We start from the raw sequence: 16,918 nt of genomic DNA on the forward strand, positions 1-16,918 counted from the left end.
TTCTTTGAACGAAATTCTGAAGCAGATTGATGTGAATTTGCATTGAATGAATCGGTGTGATTTTCATCAAAAATGGCATATGCAAAAAATAGCCCATTACATAGCATAAGTACAACAAATAAGCATGGTAAACCTTCACTGCACATGAACGACCACGCTTGATTCAAGAAACTTTTATTTTGCTTAACCCTATTCATTTTTCATGTAAAGTTTGAACTAGTAGACATTTTGGCATTCTACATGACTCATTCAAAATAAAAAAGCCAGTTTTTCAACTGGCTTCTTCATTTCATCGGTTTTTATCGATTAAAAATCGTTTTTGCGACGACGGTCGCCACCGAAATGCTCTTCACGTGAACCACGAGCTGGACGATCTTCGCCAAACTTACGCTTTGGACGATCCTCGCCAAAACTACGTTTAGGACGGTCATCGCCACCAAAGCTACGCTTACGGTCGCCGAAACCACCTTCACGTTGTGGACGATCACCAAAGTCACGCTTAGGGCGATCACCGAAACCACCCTCACGGCGTGGTTTATAATCTACGCGATTGCCACGGTTGTCGTCATTCGCATCAAAACGTGGTTTATCATTGAAACCACCTTCACGACGCGGACGGTCTGAATTAAATTCACGACGAGGGCGATCAGAGTTGAACTCGCGGCGTGGACGGTCAGAATTAAACTCGCGACGTGGACGATCTTCGAAACCACCTTCACGGCGTGGACGGTCAGAATTAAACTCGCGACGTGGACGATCTTCGAAACCACCTTCACGGCGTGGACGGTCTGAATTAAATTCGCGACGTGGACGATCTTCGCCACCAAATGCAGGACGCTCACCACGAGGTTTGTCATCGAAGCTACGACGTGGACGATCATCACCACCTTCACGACGCTTGAAGTTACCTTCACCTTCGAAACGACGACCACCGCCAAAACCACCACGACCACGACCGCCGCCATCACGGCCACCGCGACCACGACCACCGCCATCACGACCTGAACGTGCAGGAGGTGGAGATGGCTCTAAGCCTTCAATTTCAGATACATTTAAACGAGCATCTAAATAATCTTCTAAAGCACGGATTTTGCCACGCTCACGGTAAGTTGCTAATGTAATTGCTTGACCTGTACGACCAGCACGACCTGTACGACCAATACGGTGTACATAGTCTTCATTTTTCATAGGTAAACCGAAGTTGATTACGTGCGAAATTGTTGGTACGTCTAAACCACGTGCTGCAACGTCAGTTGCAACTAAGATTTTTGCACGACCTTCACGGATGCTACGTAAACGACGGTTACGAACGGTTTGTGGCATAGCGCCATGTAGTGCAACTACAGAATGACCAGCTTCAGCTAACTCTTCCGCAAGCATGTCTGTATCTTCTTGAGTGCTTGCAAATACAACTGCTTGGTCTAAGTTTTCGTCAGATAACCAGTGAGTTAAAAGCTTTTTCTTGTGCTCAAAGCCATCAGTCCAATGAAGAGTTTGGGTGATGTCAGTATTTGTTGTGTGACCAGTTTCAATCGCAATACGCTCTGGATCATTCATCATACGTTCAGCAAGACGAATAATACGATCAGCAAATGTTGCAGAGAACATCAATGTTTGGTTACGGTTTGCAGCCAAATCACTAATTGCTTCTAAGTCTTCAGAGAAGCCTAGGTCTAACATACGGTCAGCTTCGTCAACAATTAAAGATTCAACTTTATCAAGTTTCAATTGACGACGGTTCACCAAGTCAAGTAAACGACCAGGAGTCGCTACAACGACTTGCGCACCTTTAAGCTGTTGGATTTGCTTACCAAAAGGCATACCACCCATGATTGCAGCAATACGAACACCTTTCATGTGACGTACAAATGCAATAGCATCTTGGCTTACTTGTTGAGCCAATTCACGAGTAGGACATAAAACTAAAATGCTTGGTTGAGTCACTGCTTTCATGCGCTCTTTAAATGGCACAAAAGTTTCCTGACCTGCTAAAGCATTTAATGTTGGGAGTAAAAATGCTGCTGTTTTACCAGAACCAGTCTGGCTTGAAACTAATAAATCTTTACCTTCTAATGCAGCTGGAATCGCTTGTTCTTGCACAGGCGTTGGGCTTGTAAAACCTAAACCCTCAAGTGCTTGTTGTAAGGTTTCGTGCAAAGAAAATTCGGCAAAAGTTTTGCTCATAGAGAGTTTCACCCTTGTGGGTGCTCCATTTTAATAAATACAAAAATAGACATCGGCAACAAGCGGCAAAGCGACTCAAGCTGAAAATAGATGAAATTCAGCGGCGATCCGAATAACGACGATGTGGACTAAACGCACGCTTGATTACTGCCTCAACCTGAAGAATCGCTAAGCGATTTGGGCGCAAGATGTGGTCCTCTCTATGGACAGCGTGCGCTAATATGAATAGAACTGAATGTTCAGGTAATGAACTGGAATTTAAGTGCGTGGGCGGATTATAGCAGAATAATTTTAAAAGTCACCTTTTTTAATAGGTTTTTCAGTAAAGAGTGTATTACCTATAGAATAAATATTTAAAAAATATAAATTTATATCAGATTAGGAATCTACTTCCTCTTTAAAAGAACGTACGATTTTCTCCCTTATTTTATCTACAGCTTGATCTTTCCAAAAATATAAGAAAATTCGAGTGCTAATAAAGTAAAAAAATCCCCATATAGACAAAAAAAACCATAAGAACAAAGGCTCAAGGAATAAATGATGAAAAAATGACTCATTGAAAAAATATTTAAAAATAAAAATTGGACAAAAAGCATATAAAAGAGATCCATCACCTATTAAGCCTCCAAGTGCATTTGTAGCCATGCCTAACAGCCCTAAAACAAAATTTAAAGAAATAATTGCTATTAATAGTATTGACCATAAGACATACCTTTTCGGTCTAAGCATTTTATGTTTATCTAGCAGTTTCAACCAATTGCCATCTTGAAAAAGGGATAATTGCCTATTCTCCTGGTTATACAAAATTAAGTAGTTATCTCGCTCATTTTCTAAAAAAACCAATACTGACTTGCTGACCAATAGATAAAATAATATCCTGCACTTTAGAATAGACCACAATTTCTCTTTGACCTGATACCATAATTGATATTTGATTTTGAGATATGCTTGCTTTTTGAGTGTTTAGTTTTTTATCATTTTCCAGATATTTTCTTATCTCAGTTATTTGACCTTTTACAATATTGATATTTATTTTTTTACCATTAAATACCTCTATTGTTAGCATAATTGTCACTCTATTATTTTAAGTTGTTAATTTTTAATATTTATAAAGAAAAGAGTAGCCAATAGCCACCCTTTTCTCAGAATCTACAAATTATTTTACAGCTTCGCCCCAAGCTGGAACAACTGCCTGCATCAAAGGTTTTAACATTTTAAGTGAACAGGCAAGCACCTGACCATTGTCAAATGAATCATTGCCACCACGTGCATCGACCACGACACCACCCGCTTCTTTCACAATCAATTCACCCGCGGCGATATCCCACGGTTTTAAGCCAAGCTCAAAGAAACCATCAAAACGTCCCGCAGCCACGTAAGCCAAGTCTAGCGCAGCAGAACCACCACGACGGATTTGCGCACCTGATTTGGTTACAGCCAATAATGAAGCAAAGTGCTGTTCTGCATAAGAAACTATTTCGCCATTACGTTTTGCACGGTAAGGATGACCAACAGAAAGGAAAGTATTTTCTAAATTATCTTTTACATTTACACGAATACGGCGTTGATTCATGACCGCGCCACGACCACGGCTGGCAGAGAACAATTCATCACGCACTGGATCATAGATCACACCGTGTTGCGTTACACCTTTGTGTTGTACAGCGATAGAAATACAGAAATGCGGGAATCCGTTAATAAAGTTTTGAGTACCATCCAAAGGATCGATCACCCAACACCAATCTGCGTCGTGACCTTTACCTTCTTGCATACCAAACTCTTCGCCAAGGAAGCTATGGTTTTTATAACTTTTACGAAGCGTATCAATTGTAAGTTGTTCGATGTAACGGTCTACACGCGTTACTGGACCATCGATGCCTTTTTCTTCAACTTGTAAATCGAGCTTATGACGATTCTGATGTGCTTTTAAAAGCTCTTGACCAACTGTTTGAGCCGCACGCGCAGCCATAACCACCATAGGTTCCATTGAACACCCACTACAAATTTGAAGATTTTGACAAAGAATAATGCATAAAAGCCCTTATATTCTATCAAATATAAGCGCTTTTAGGGGAAAAATGTTGCGAAAAATTATTGCTCACATTTACATGAACTTAAGAGCTAAAACCAAGCTTTCTCAATTGAAGCAAGTATCCCTGAACTGTCCAAACCACAGTCTTGCAACATTTGCTGATGCGTTGCTTGATGAAGGAAAGTATCAGGTAAACCTAAGTTCAAAATAGCTTTTACAATTTGTGCTTGCGCCAAGAATTCGTTAACAGCGCTTCCAGCACCAGCCATCACAGCATGTTCTTCTACTGTAACGAAAAGTTGTGTGCTATCCGCAAGGTCACGGATGATTTGCTCGTCCAATGGCTTCACAAAACGCATATTCACCACACGCACACCTACAGCATGTTTATTTGCAAACTGTTGTGCGGCTTCAACTGATGGTGCAACTCGACTACCAAAAGCTAGAATAGAAATCTGTTGATCTACTTCTTTATTAAATTCAGCAACAATCTCGGCTTTACCAATTTCCAAAGCAGTCATCTGCTGCTGGATTTCAACACCTGTGCCTGCACCTCGCGGATATCGTACGGCAGTTGGCCCTTCGTGAAGGTAAGCAGTATGCAACATTTGGCGACATTCGTTTTCATCTTTCGGCGCCATGATCACCATGTTTGGTACAGTGCGCATATAAGCATAGTCATATGCACCTGCATGCGTCGGACCATCTTCACCAACTAAACCAGCACGATCAATCCCGAAAGTCACATCTAAATTCTGTAATGCAACATCATGAATTAACTGATCATAACCACGTTGCAAGAAGGTTGAATAAATTGCAACCACAGGTTTTAAACCTTCACATGCCATACCTGCTGCTAAGGTCACTGCATGTTGTTCAGCAATGGCCACATCAAAGAAGCGCTCAGGAAACTGCTGTGCAAACTTCACCATGCCAGAGCCTTCACACATCGCAGGTGTAATCGCGAGTAATCGCTGATCTTGAGCAGCTTCATCACACAACCATTGCCCAAACACATCTGAATACTTTGGTGGTGCTTTTTTTACAGGTGCATTTGCTACTGGTGCGATCTTGGTAATTGCGTGATAGGTAATTGGATCTGCTTCCGCTGGAGCAAAGCCTTTACCCTTTTTTGTATAAATATGAACTAAACGTGGGCCTTTACGTTTTTTGAGTGCACTAAAAACTTGTGCCAATTGCTCAACGTTGTGACCATCAAATGGCCCAAAATAATCAAAACCAATTGCTTTAAATAAGTTATCTGCGGCATCAGTCGCGGACTGATGTGAACGAGAGTTATAAGTCCACTTTGGATGTGGTTGAACATAGGCTTCACCTTGTTCATCTACATTTACCAATTGACCTGTTTCCCAAATCGCAGCCAAGTGTTTAGCAAAACCGCCCGTACTGCAAGAGATCGACATATCATTGTCATTGAGTACAACAATAAGATCAGCATCATGAGCAACTGCATCGTTCATGGCTTCAAAAGCCATACCAGCAGTCATTGCCCCATCACCGACGATCGCAACTACATCACATGGATCTTTTTGATAGCGGCGTGCAAGTGACATACCTAAACCAGCAGAAATTGCAGTCGAGGAATGCCCCACACCAAATGTGTCAAACTCAGACTCATCACGTGCAGGAAATGCTGCAAGACCATCCTTACTGCGAATAGTAGTGATACGTTCACGACGTCCAGTCAGGACTTTATGTGGATAAGCCTGATGGCCCACATCCCAAACCAAACGATCTTGCGGCGTATTAAAACAATAATGCAGTGCAACCGTTAATTCGATTACACCTAAATTTGCGCCAAAGTGACCACCACTTTGTCCTGCTGCATACAAAATATATTGACGCAACTCATCCGCCACTTGTGCGAGTTGGCTTTGCTCGAGCTGACGTAATTGTTGTGGATGATCAATTCCATCTAACAATGGCGTAACAGGGCGTTGAGTTGGAATTTCGGTATACAACATAATGTGGCAAAGCCTTTTTAAGCCTGGCAAATCCGAAGCTGGGTTAAATGGGGGCAATCATACAATTAAATACGATCTACCTTCAATCAGCCACATGAGCGAATGATGTAGTGCTGAACATTCTCATGCCAATATCTAAGATTGGCTCGCAGATTATCCTGAATTATGTCACTGTTTATCAACCATTATTGTGTGCTTTGTATGAAAAAGAAAAACTTATGTGAAAAATCAGAAATTCCAATTCACGCAATCTTCACACATTAGGCTATACTTTCACTGTTTTTATTATCATAGCGAGCTCTCTGTGCCAATTGAATTTATTGCAACATCAAAGCTACCAACCGCTTTTGGTGACTTCAATATTTCCGTGTTTCAAGACCCAGAAACGGGTGAAGAACATGTGGCGCTTTCTAAAGGTTTAGAAGCTGCTCCCAACCAACCAGTACTCGTACGCATTCACTCAGAATGCTTGACTGGCGATGCTTTCGGCTCACTTAAATGTGATTGTGGCCCACAGTTACAAGCGACTCAACGTTTGATTAACGAAGCAGGTCAAGGTGTAATTTTATATCTCCGCCAAGAAGGTCGTGGGATTGGTTTAACCAACAAAATCCGTGCCTATGCATTGCAAGATCAAGGTCATGACACCGTTGATGCAAACTTATTATTGAACCTTCCAGCTGATGCACGTCGCTATGACATGTGCAGCATTATGCTGAATCATCTTCAAATCAAAGAAGTGAAATTATTAACGAATAATCCATTAAAATTAAAAGCTTTGACTGATTTGGGCATCAATGTCGTTGAACGTGTTCCTTTAACTGTAGGTCGCAACCCATTTAATGAGCATTATTTAAAAACGAAACGTGAGCGTATGGATCATCTGTATAAAAAAGATGACTTCTAATTCACTTTTTACAAGCCGTTCAAAAATAAAGCAGTTAAGGGATTTTTGATTATTATAATTAAAAATCCCTTATTTTTTTTATGGATTTATGCTTTGATGTAACTAACCCCTAGATCACTTTAAGAGGATCATCATGCAGCACCCAACTTCAGCTGATATTCAACGTGTTCGTGAGTTTTTACTCGATCTACAAGCTCGCATTTGTGCAGGACTAGAGCAACAGGAACGTGCTGGCGGTAGTACCGCAGAATTTATCATTGATGATTGGCAGCGAACTGAAGGCGGCGGTGGTCGATCTCGTGTTCTGCAAAATGGTGATGTAATTGAAAAAGGTGGGGTGATGTTCTCCCACATTAATATTAGTAAATTGCCTACTTCTGCCACTGAGCGCCATCCACAGATTGCAGGTGCTAAGGCACAAGCATTAGGTGTCTCTTTAGTTATTCACCCTAAAAATCCTAATATTCCAACTTCACACGCAAATGTACGCTTATTTGTCGCTGAACCCGAAGGGCAAGATCCAGTATGGTGGTTTGGCGGTGGTTTTGATCTAACCCCCTTCTATCCAGATGATCAAGACGTTTTAAACTGGCATCAAACAGCTTATGATCTGTGTCAGCCTTTTGGTGAAAATGTTTATGCTGAACATAAGCAATGGTGTGATGATTATTTCTATTTAAAACACCGTGATGAACAGCGTGGCGTAGGCGGTTTATTTTTTGATGATTTAAATCAATGGGATTTCGAAACTTGCTTTAAATATATCCAAGCAGTTGGTAATGGCTATTTAGAAGCAATTTTACCGATTTTTGAAAAGCATCGTGAACAACCCTACACCGAAGCACAACGTGAGTTCCAGCTGTATCGTCGTGGTCGTTATGTGGAATATAACTTAGTTTATGATCGCGGTACTTTGTTTGGTTTACAAACGGGCGGCCGCATTGAATCAATTCTCGTAAGTTTGCCAAATTTAGCGGGTTGGTCATATCGTCCTGAATGGGAAGCAGACTCACCAGAAAAGCGTCTTACTGATTATTATTTAAAACCACGAGACTGGCTGGGTTTAAATAAATAAAAGAAATGATTCATCCCTGACATATAGCTCAGGGATGAAATCTTTTTGGGAATCTTAAAATAAAAATATTGCGGTATTGGGGATGGGGCGCTGAATTAGGTCTGATCTAAAATTTTGCATCAGTTCTCGACTCAATGGCTGCGGTGCATGTTTTAGGGTGAGCAATAATTGTAAAAACTGACCATGTGTAAATACGGCCAAATTCTTATGCTCATATTGCTGCGCTAATTGACTTAATTTTTCATGAACACATTGCACTCGCCCATATAAGTCAGCAAAAGATTCAGCGTCATCGGCATCACGATATTCATCATCCATTCTTTCCCAATACGCATTGACCCATTGCTTACGATCATCCAGATTGGTATTGGCACACCTCCTTTCCGAAAGATAACTAAACTCATGCAAGTTGTCGTCGACTTCTGCTGTGATCTGATACTTGAGTAAAATTGGTTCTGCGGTTTGATAGGTTCTTTGGTATTTAGAAATAATGACGTGAGCAATAGGTGGCAATGCTTCACAAAGTTGTTCTGCCTGTTGCTTCCCCTGCTCGCTCAGTGCAATTGCAGCATGCGATCTAGTTCGCCCATTGATGTTGGCTTCACTCTGCGCATGTCGAATTAAATAAATACTCATCTTTAAAACCAGATCCAACATTTGCAATGATCTAAAAATATCAAAGCATGTTCTTGTCCTGAAATCATGCCCTGTTTGAATGTTCAGATGTAAATCAATATTGCAGCATCCCCCTCAACTTTATAAACTTTAACGACCTCATAAGAATGATTCCCTCATGATCAAACAATTTGCTGTAATTGGAAATCCGATTGAACAATCACGCTCACCAGAGTTACACCATGCATTCGCAGCAAAAACTGGGGTCAACTTAAACTATAAAAAAATTCTTGCGCCATTGGATGGTTTTGAAAATACAGCCAAAGCATTTTTTGCCCAGAATGGTGTGGGGATGAATGTCACCGTACCCTTTAAAGAACAGGCCTTTGCGTTGTGTGATCAACTGACTGAACGTGCCAAGATTGCCAAAGCTGTGAATACGCTGTGGATGCAGGATGGCAAGCTCTATGGCGACAATACTGATGGTCAGGGTCTGGTTGCAGCGATTCAAGCACTAGGCTGGGAACTTAAAGATAGCCGTATTCTCATTTTAGGCGCTGGTGGTGCAACACGAGGTGTCATCTACCCTCTAGTTCAAGCAGGCGCTAAAAAGATTGTGATCGCCAACCGTACACTTACTCGTGCTGAACAACTCATTGAAGACTTAAAAGAGGCTGTAGCACACATTGAACTCACTGCAACAAGTTTAGATCAATTAAGTGGTGAGTACGATTTTGTGATTAATGCAACTTCAGCAAGCTTAACAGGTGATGCATTACAACTACCAGAAACCTTAGTTTTCCATCATGCTTACGAAATGGCATATGGCAAACCATCGAGTTTCTTAGATCAAGCACAAGCCCGTCAAATTCCTTCTACAGATGGTTTTGGTATGCTTGTTGGTCAGGCAATAGAAGCCTTTTCAATTTGGAATGGCGTTAAACCTGAACTCAAAGATTTTCTATAAACCATAAAAGAAGAACCTGCTTATTGCAGGTTCTTCTTTTACTAGTTACTTAGCATTCACTAACTTCATATAAACATCTTTAAAGATTTCATAATCAATAAATTCATTATGTTCGATCTTCAATGATTTGATAGATTTTTCAGACAATTGATTCTTATGCGCATCCACATACACTTGCCCTAAAACATTTGCTGTTTGTGCAAGCAGTGCTTTCTCATCATTTGAAATACCATTTTCACGTTCAAATTGAATTTGATATTGCTGAGCAAATAGTTGCTGAGGTTGTTTGTATTGAGCTTTTAACTTTTTCCATTCTTGGCGATCTTTATCGCCACGCATTGCATCACTCACAATACGATCAACAGCACGTCCAAGACGATCATCAAACTGATCTTCATTTTGTAAATGATGTTTGCTTTGCAATGCTTCGATAGCTTTCAAAGCTTTTCCTTCAGGGTTATACACATCTTCGTCTGAATACCAGTATGCATATACACTCGCAATCTCTTGCAATTCTTTGCTTGAGTAGCGCTCAACGATTTGCGGTGTGCTTTCTGTCAGTTTTGCAATAAATACAGCTTTATAGGTTTGCTCATAAGAATGGGTTGTATCATATTTTTGAGCTGCAATCATCTCAAGCTGATCATCTAAAGACAACGTATAAGGCTCAGCAGCATGCTCTTGAACTCCCGTTTGACCTAGCTTTTCAGAGAAACTATTCACTGCTTTTTCAAGCATTGAACCTTTGCTTGTTTCAGCCCAAGTTTTGGCACGCTTTAACTGTGCCTGATCAATTGGTGTTGCTTTGCCATAATTGCTGACATACATATCCGCTTTGATATTAAAACTTGATTTCAACTCAGGCAGTGCATAATTCAAATCATAGTCTAATTTTACAGCGCGGCCTTGTGCATCCAAACCAACATCCATCACAAATGGATTACGTTTATCAACTGGTGGTAATGCTTTCTCAATATCAGCTTGATGTTTAATCCAGAGTGCTTTAAACGCATGGTCATCAATAAATTGATTTTGATCGTAAACAGCAAATATTTTTTCTACGCTTTGTAGTTTAGAGATTGTCGTAATAAAGCTAGGTGTCTTATCCGCACTGTTAAATACATCAATGCCATAGATACTTTCACAATATTGAACATCGCCATATGTCATTTGCGTAGCGTTATACAATTCTCTACATTGCGCTGCACTCAGCCCTTCTTGCTCTGCATCATCTGCCGCACTCGCGACAACTGCTTCATCTTCAGTTGCATACTCATCTGCATCTGTAGCTTGTTGCGTAGCATCAGCAATATCTTCATCACTTTCCGCAGCATAATCCTCTTCATCATCTACGCCAAAATGCTTATTCACTAAATGATAGAGTTGTTGGCTCACGACACTTGCGTCGTCTGCAGCATCTTTATGCTCAAGCTTATGATTAGATTTTGACTGCTCTGAAGCTTTCACTTCATCAGCAACCAGTTTTTCTAGACTCTTTTCATTAAAATTCAAAACACTTTGCATTAAGTATTTTTCATTTACTTTGCTATATAAATTTGCTTGTAAAACTAGCTCTTCAATCGAAGTTTTTAAGCGAATTTTTTCAACCACTCCAGCCGCTTTATCAGCAGAAGAAAGGGATAAGGCCTGAATATTATTTTGATCTGCTAAGCGATAATAAACCGCACTTGAAGCTTTGACATATTCAGCAAATTTTTTGAAATCAACTTGATTGAATAATCCCTGATATTTAGAAAAATCGAGATACGCTAGATTATTTTGATTTTCTTTATTGACCAAATACGGCATCAAAGCAAAATAATTGATGTAAAACTTATAATCTTTTAAATCCAACACCATCGGTACTTTTGCTTGCACCAATAACGTTGGCTTTTCATAACGAGCCGTTAAATTAAATGATCCCATTTTCTGACGATAATGCACTGAGCCATCATACTCAAATTGCATATCATTCAAAATATTGGTCATTGCGCTGGTAAACTTTTCTGCCTTGGTGCTATAAGTTTTTGGCTGTTGTGCCAATGCAACATACAGCGCTTGTTTTTGTTTGGCATTTAAATTGACTTTTTGATCTCGTAAATATTGATCAACTTTTTGCTTTAAAGCAGCATCTAACTGCACTTTACCGTCTTTTGAATTTGTGTTGTTTTGATCAAGGTTGACATGAATATTAAATTTTCCGCGATAATCATAACTCGGATATTCATACATCGCATTGATACTATTGATGGCCTTTTGCTCTAAATTTACAGAGCTAGAATTGGTTTTAATGACATGCTGAGAGCACGCAGAAAGACTAAGACCCAACAAACATAAAGTTAAATATTTTAAACGCATAGCTTTATCGAACACCTTTATATCATTATACTTTCAACAACTAGAGTTATCATGACCATCTTCAAAGCGAATGAAGAACACTTAGTAAAGAATGACTTTTCTACGAATCAAATTCTTACAAAATTAGCTTTTCTGACACTGTTTTTAACCGTGTTTATCAATGTATTTTTATCACTATTGTGAATAATCAAAGTATCGAAACAGATAATCCAAAATGATTCAAATACAGGATTAAGATTATGCCAGCTTATAAAGCCCCTCTCCGTGATGTTCGCTTCTTAATGAATGAAGTGTTTGATTATCCTGCACACTACCAAACTTTGGCAAGTGGACAAAATGCTGATAAAGATACTGTTGATATGATTCTTGAAGGTGCGGCAGATTACTGCGAAAACGTACTTTCTCCACTCAATCAATCAGGTGATGAAGAAGGCTGTACGTTTAACAACGGCGAAGTAACAACACCGAAAGGCTTCAAAGAAGCTTATGACCAATTCGTAATGGGTGGTTGGCAAGGTCTTTCTTACCCAGAAGAGTTTGGTGGTCAAGGCTTACCAATGTCTTTAAACCTGATCAAATCAGAAATGATGGGTACTGCAAACTGGTCATTCACTATGTACCCAGGTTTAAGTACAGGTTGTATGAACACAATCATGCAGTTCGGTACGGATGAGCAAAAAAATACTTATATGCCTAAACTCGTTGAAGGAACTTGGTCAGGCACAATGTGCTTAACTGAACCTCAATGTGGTACAGACTTAGGTCAAGTTAAAACTAAAGCTGAACCTGCTGCTGACGGTACTTATAAAATCTCTGGTACTAAAATCTTCATCTCTGCTGGTGAACACGATTTAACAGAGAACATTATCCATATCGTACTTGCTCGTCTTCCAGATGCACCTGCTGGTACTCGTGGTATTTCGCTATTCATCGTACCTAAGTTCATTCCAACTGCTGATGGCGGTGTAGGTGAACGTAATACTGTTTCTTGTGGTTCAATCGAACACAAAATGGGTATCCGTGCTTCAGCAACTGCTGTGTTGAACTTTGACAATGCAACTGGTTACCTCATCGGTGAAGTAAACAAAGGCTTACATGCAATGTTCACGTTCATGAACACTGCTCGTATCGGTACTGCTGTTCAAGGTATTGCTCACGCTGAACTTTCTTTCCAAGGTGCGTTACCTTATGCAAAAGATCGTATGTCTATGCGTGCCCTTTCTGGTAAGAAAGAACCTGAGCGTGTAGCTGATGCGATTATTCACCATGCTGATGTCCGTCGTATGTTGTTAACTCAAAAAGCGGTTGCAGAAGGCGGTCGCTCAATGATCTATCATGCGGCAAAACTTGCAGACAAAATGACAGATGCATTAGTAAATGGCGATCAAGCTGCTTATGAAGCTGCTGATGACAAACTAGGTTTCTATACACCGATTTTAAAAGGTTTCTTGACTGAATTAGGTTTAGAAGCTGCGAATCATGGTATGCAAGTATACGGCGGTCATGGTTTCATCAAAGAATGGGGTATGGAACAAATCGCACGTGATGCACGTATCTCTACATTGTATGAAGGGACAACGGGTATCCAAGCACTTGACTTATTAGGTCGTAAAGTTCTTTTAAGCTCAAAAGGTAAAGTTGTTCGTGACTATACCGCTGAAATCTTAAAATTCTGTGCTGCCCATGCGCGTAACAAGTATCTACGTCGTTTCGCTTGGGACTTGACTAAGCTTTGCGCTCAATGGAACACATTAACTGTTCGCATCATGCTTGCAGCTCGTAAAGACCGTGACATCGTATCGTCTGCTTCTGCTGATTTCTTGATGTTCTCTGGTTATGTCATGATGGCTTATTTCTGGGCTCAACAAGCAGTGATTGCCTCTGAGAAACTAGAAGCAGGTAACGGCATTGAAACACCAGAATTCTATAAAGCAAAAATCAAAGTTGCTGATTTCTACTTTGATCGTTTATTGCCACGCGCTCAAGGTCATGCAGAATCAATGGTATCGACTTCTCGTACATTGACATCTCTTGCACCAGAACACTTCAGCTTCGATTACTAATCGGAACTGTAAAAAAGAGCGCTCTAGGCGCTCTTTTTTATGCTTAACTTTTAACTATTCAATTTTTTCAAAGACATAAGCTTTCTTTGGAAATGGATATTCTTTAAAGAAATGACGATTCTGTCCGTGATCACCATTCCAGATCTTGTCTAAATCTAAAACAAGGTTTTGCTCTTTATTGATCTTATAGTAAAGATTGACGTTCGCATTTTCACAACGAATCATGATTTCATTCAATTCTTTGTGTGCATGCCACTGAACCTGTTTACACATCTGTTCAATCTTGGTCATATTACGAGAAGGATCTGAACCTAATCGACCAAAACTGGTATTGATCCAATACACCGAACCATCATCTAAAAGATTAATAATATATTCTGCTTCTTTCTCATTACTCACACATCCAGCAAAAGGATCTGAGCATGGAATACGCGCATGATAACGCCCAGCATAAATCAAATCCTGCTGAGAAGGTTTTTCCATACGTTTAGATGCAACATGTGGAATAGTTGCTTGTCCCGCAATCTCAGTAAGTGAAACGCCTTCACTCGATACAGTTTGTTCATCCTCTAAAACCATATCATCGGAAAGTTCTTCATGCTCTTGTTGCGTCTGGGGTTGCTGTTTCATTGACTCTGGGTGATGGCTATCACAAGCACTCAACCCTAAACTCAATACAGCTCCTACACTAATATATTGTAAGAATAACCTGAACTGCATATTCATAATTCTCTAACATCAATATCGTTATCTTTTTTCATGACTTCACCACCCCGTATAAATATTAAACAGGTTTTATTCACGTAAATATTGCGTGAAAACAAGGTAAGTTGTGCTAACGATAGGATTGAAATAGCAAATTGACAAAGCAGTATGCCTTAAGTCAGTGCATTTTAGGCGAAACTGTCGGTTTTTCCATCAGCAGTTTACACACCGTAACTATTCTCTTGCTTGTGAGAACTTTAAAAATTTATTTTTGACCATATTTCTTAATTAACAGCAGTGTTGATCCTGATTTTAATTTTTTTACTGCTGTTTCATGAATTTAAGGAGACCTACTCGATGGCCAATTCTGGTTTATATCGCTCAAGCCAACAAAGCATAGTCGCTGGTGTTATGGGCGGTATTGCGGAACGTTTTGGTTGGAATGCAAATTTATTACGTTTGATCTTTGTCATTGTTTCACTCATGAGTGCAGCCTTTCCTGGTATTTTGGTATACCTCGTTTTATGGCTCGTCATTCCTAAACAACAGACAAATCGAGTAGAACACGTACATGGCTACAACCAGCCTGTTAAAACAGTTTATGAGGATCAAAACTTAAGACGTTAATCATCTTTTCCTCTTTGGTCGCTACGGTTGGATTTACCCCTAATACAACCGTAGCTTTTTTTATTTGGAATTAGCTATTTTGACGATTTATTTGTTGTTGCAAAGCAGCGATCATATCAGCACGACTCACGATTCCAATGAGACGCTCCTGCTCAACTACAGGAATATAATTAAAAGATTTCTCTACGAAATAAGGCACTAAATCTTGGATGGGTTGCGATGGTTCAACCGTTACAACACGACGACTCATAATTTGTTTTACATAGTGTTGCCATGAATTTCGTGGATCAGTCGCACCTTTGAACCATTCCACAACCTCATACAAAGCCAACGTCCCCACCAATTTCTCTTGCGCATTGACCACTGGTAAACTCATTAAGTTAACCGACTTAAATTTATCTAATGCTTGATAAATATCATCCTCGTCATGTAATCGAATCACATCTCGACTCATAATATCCTGACAAACAAAAGTACTCATGGAGCGTTCATTGGCATGGACTTGCGCTTGCAAAATGATTTTTTCTAAATCGTACTGACTAATATCCAATAATTCAGTGTGATGATCTAACGCATATTCAATATCTTTAGGTTGAATCGAAACCTTCTGTGTCGGCGTTGGATCTTTCGAACGTTCATTTAAATGAGCTGTCAGCGGGTAATGTCTGCCAATCAATCGATTAAAAAATACTGCAAATAACAGCAATAAAATCGAATTTAACAACACAGGATATAGAATAAAGTGAAACCCTAAACGATGTACAGCATCACCGCCGAGTACCGCAGTAATCGCCACAGCCCCACTCGGTGGATGCAAAGAATCCGTGGTCATCATCATAAAAATAGCAAAGCCAACCGCGAGACTAAACGCAGTGGTTGAATCTGCAAGTAATTGCGTGCAAGTAACACCAATCACACTAGCCAAGATATTGCCAATAATCACATTCCACGGTTGTGCTAAAGGACTATTTGGGACAGCAAATAATAAGACCGATGAAGCTCCCATTGGTGCGATATACCAAGCATTGATCCCACCCAAAACATACCAACTGATCAATGAGGAAATTGCGAGACCACATAACGCACCTACACCAGATAAGATCCTTTCTTTGACAGGGAGAACTTTATAATTTGGTTTTAGAAAATTAAGCCAGTCTGATTGGGTATAGCTCACAATTCACCTTGCTAGAGAGTATTGTTTTGATTGGTGGCGCAAGTATACGCCGAAACAACCATAAGGTGTATCTTAGTTACATCTTAAAGTTAACAGATATTCTGATAATCTACTGTTCAAGTAATTTCTTGTGATTTTATCCGATAGTTGAATTCCAATATTGTCAGAGAACAATACAATTCACGCTTGGTTTTATTTTCACTCCTGTCAAGGAGCGGTTTTGAAT

General features: G+C 39.9%; 14 protein-coding genes. 5 read left to right on the forward strand and 9 right to left on the reverse strand.

All coding sequences use genetic code 11. The annotated features are described in order from the left end of the window. Positions 1 to 306: 306 nt before the first annotated feature. From B4237_RS06025 to dxs, 5 genes are all read right to left on the reverse strand, one after another. Positions 307 to 2,184, reverse strand: a complete 1,878-nt coding sequence (locus B4237_RS06025) for a DEAD/DEAH box helicase (RefSeq protein ID WP_278595287.1) — start codon at positions 2,182 to 2,184, stop codon at positions 307 to 309. A 378-nt stretch (positions 2,185 to 2,562) separates the two neighbouring features. Then, positions 2,563 to 2,829, reverse strand: coding sequence for a hypothetical protein (locus B4237_RS06030; protein ID WP_286942162.1), 267 nt, complete (start codon positions 2,827 to 2,829; stop codon positions 2,563 to 2,565). A gap of 178 nt (positions 2,830 to 3,007) precedes the next feature. Further along, positions 3,008 to 3,250 carry a hypothetical protein gene (locus tag B4237_RS06035; RefSeq protein ID WP_286942165.1) on the reverse strand — a complete coding sequence of 81 codons (243 nt, stop codon included), beginning with the start codon at positions 3,248 to 3,250 and terminating at the stop codon, positions 3,008 to 3,010. 90 nt (positions 3,251 to 3,340) lie between these two features. Continuing rightward, on the reverse strand, positions 3,341 to 4,171 hold the full coding sequence (locus B4237_RS06040; protein ID WP_278595285.1) for an inositol monophosphatase family protein: 831 nt from the start codon (positions 4,169 to 4,171) through the stop codon (positions 3,341 to 3,343). 134 nt (positions 4,172 to 4,305) lie between these two features. Beyond that, positions 4,306 to 6,201 carry a 1-deoxy-D-xylulose-5-phosphate synthase gene (dxs, locus tag B4237_RS06045; RefSeq protein ID WP_286942168.1) on the reverse strand — a complete coding sequence of 632 codons (1,896 nt, stop codon included), beginning with the start codon at positions 6,199 to 6,201 and terminating at the stop codon, positions 4,306 to 4,308. 304 nt (positions 6,202 to 6,505) lie between these two features. Between dxs and ribA the strand changes: the two genes are divergently transcribed. Next, the gene (gene ribA / locus B4237_RS06050; RefSeq protein WP_061397332.1) at positions 6,506 to 7,108 is read left to right on the forward strand and encodes a GTP cyclohydrolase II; all 603 of its coding nucleotides are present in this window, start codon (positions 6,506 to 6,508) and stop codon (positions 7,106 to 7,108) included. 133 nt (positions 7,109 to 7,241) lie between these two features. Next, a complete protein-coding gene (hemF, locus tag B4237_RS06055) occupies positions 7,242 to 8,183 on the forward strand; it encodes an oxygen-dependent coproporphyrinogen oxidase (RefSeq protein WP_286942171.1) in 942 nt (313 codons plus the stop codon). Between the two features lie 54 nt (positions 8,184 to 8,237). Here the strand turns inward: hemF and B4237_RS06060 are convergent, their stop codons facing one another. Then, positions 8,238 to 8,819, reverse strand: a complete 582-nt coding sequence (locus tag B4237_RS06060; protein WP_031234850.1) for a histidine phosphatase family protein — start codon at positions 8,817 to 8,819, stop codon at positions 8,238 to 8,240. 157 nt (positions 8,820 to 8,976) lie between these two features. On the opposite strand from B4237_RS06060, the gene aroE reads away from it, so the two are divergent. Further along, positions 8,977 to 9,765, forward strand: a complete 789-nt coding sequence (aroE, locus tag B4237_RS06065) for a shikimate dehydrogenase (protein WP_286942175.1) — start codon at positions 8,977 to 8,979, stop codon at positions 9,763 to 9,765. A gap of 45 nt (positions 9,766 to 9,810) precedes the next feature. Here the strand turns inward: aroE and B4237_RS06070 are convergent, their stop codons facing one another. Continuing rightward, the gene (locus B4237_RS06070; protein ID WP_286942177.1) at positions 9,811 to 12,123 is read right to left on the reverse strand and encodes a hypothetical protein; all 2,313 of its coding nucleotides are present in this window, start codon (positions 12,121 to 12,123) and stop codon (positions 9,811 to 9,813) included. A gap of 239 nt (positions 12,124 to 12,362) precedes the next feature. On the opposite strand from B4237_RS06070, the gene B4237_RS06075 reads away from it, so the two are divergent. Then, positions 12,363 to 14,186, forward strand: coding sequence for an acyl-CoA dehydrogenase C-terminal domain-containing protein (locus tag B4237_RS06075; RefSeq protein ID WP_004877701.1), 1,824 nt, complete (start codon positions 12,363 to 12,365; stop codon positions 14,184 to 14,186). A 54-nt stretch (positions 14,187 to 14,240) separates the two neighbouring features. Here B4237_RS06075 and B4237_RS06080 read toward each other — a convergent pair whose 3' ends face one another. Continuing rightward, entirely contained in the window at positions 14,241 to 14,906 is a 666-nt protein-coding gene (locus tag B4237_RS06080) for a hypothetical protein (RefSeq protein WP_023013785.1), read from the reverse strand. A 342-nt stretch (positions 14,907 to 15,248) separates the two neighbouring features. Here B4237_RS06080 and B4237_RS06085 point away from each other — a divergent pair, with 342 nt between their 5' ends. Further along, positions 15,249 to 15,518 (forward strand): PspC domain-containing protein, encoded by a 270-nt coding sequence (locus tag B4237_RS06085; protein WP_007480607.1) that lies wholly within the window; start codon positions 15,249 to 15,251, stop codon positions 15,516 to 15,518. 70 nt (positions 15,519 to 15,588) lie between these two features. Here B4237_RS06085 and B4237_RS06090 read toward each other — a convergent pair whose 3' ends face one another. Next, the gene (locus B4237_RS06090) at positions 15,589 to 16,692 is read right to left on the reverse strand and encodes an HPP family protein (RefSeq protein WP_286942179.1); all 1,104 of its coding nucleotides are present in this window, start codon (positions 16,690 to 16,692) and stop codon (positions 15,589 to 15,591) included. Positions 16,693 to 16,918 lie beyond the last annotated feature (226 nt).

The sequence above is a fragment of the Acinetobacter sp. UBA6526 genome, from assembly GCF_002434875.1.
In the GTDB taxonomy this organism is placed as follows: domain Bacteria; phylum Pseudomonadota; class Gammaproteobacteria; order Pseudomonadales; family Moraxellaceae; genus Acinetobacter; species Acinetobacter venetianus.

Excerpts from the sequence above, each read along its gene's own strand:
- B4237_RS06025 (WP_278595287.1), bottom strand. The coding sequence starts at position 2,184 with ATGAGCAAAACTTTTGCCGAATTTTCTTTGCACGAAACCTTACAACAA.
- B4237_RS06030 (WP_286942162.1), bottom strand. The coding sequence starts at position 2,829 with ATGGCTACAAATGCACTTGGAGGCTTAATAGGTGATGGATCTCTTTTA.
- B4237_RS06035 (WP_286942165.1), bottom strand. The coding sequence starts at position 3,250 with ATGCTAACAATAGAGGTATTTAATGGTAAAAAAATAAATATCAATATT.
- B4237_RS06040 (WP_278595285.1), bottom strand. The coding sequence starts at position 4,171 with ATGGAACCTATGGTGGTTATGGCTGCGCGTGCGGCTCAAACAGTTGGT.
- dxs (WP_286942168.1), bottom strand. The coding sequence starts at position 6,201 with ATGTTGTATACCGAAATTCCAACTCAACGCCCTGTTACGCCATTGTTA.
- hemF (WP_286942171.1), top strand. The coding sequence starts at position 7,242 with ATGCAGCACCCAACTTCAGCTGATATTCAACGTGTTCGTGAGTTTTTA.
- B4237_RS06060 (WP_031234850.1), bottom strand. The coding sequence starts at position 8,819 with ATGAGTATTTATTTAATTCGACATGCGCAGAGTGAAGCCAACATCAAT.
- aroE (WP_286942175.1), top strand. The coding sequence starts at position 8,977 with ATGATCAAACAATTTGCTGTAATTGGAAATCCGATTGAACAATCACGC.
- B4237_RS06070 (WP_286942177.1), bottom strand. The coding sequence starts at position 12,123 with ATGCGTTTAAAATATTTAACTTTATGTTTGTTGGGTCTTAGTCTTTCT.
- B4237_RS06075 (WP_004877701.1), top strand. The coding sequence starts at position 12,363 with ATGCCAGCTTATAAAGCCCCTCTCCGTGATGTTCGCTTCTTAATGAAT.
- B4237_RS06080 (WP_023013785.1), bottom strand. The coding sequence starts at position 14,906 with ATGCAGTTCAGGTTATTCTTACAATATATTAGTGTAGGAGCTGTATTG.
- B4237_RS06085 (WP_007480607.1), top strand. The coding sequence starts at position 15,249 with ATGGCCAATTCTGGTTTATATCGCTCAAGCCAACAAAGCATAGTCGCT.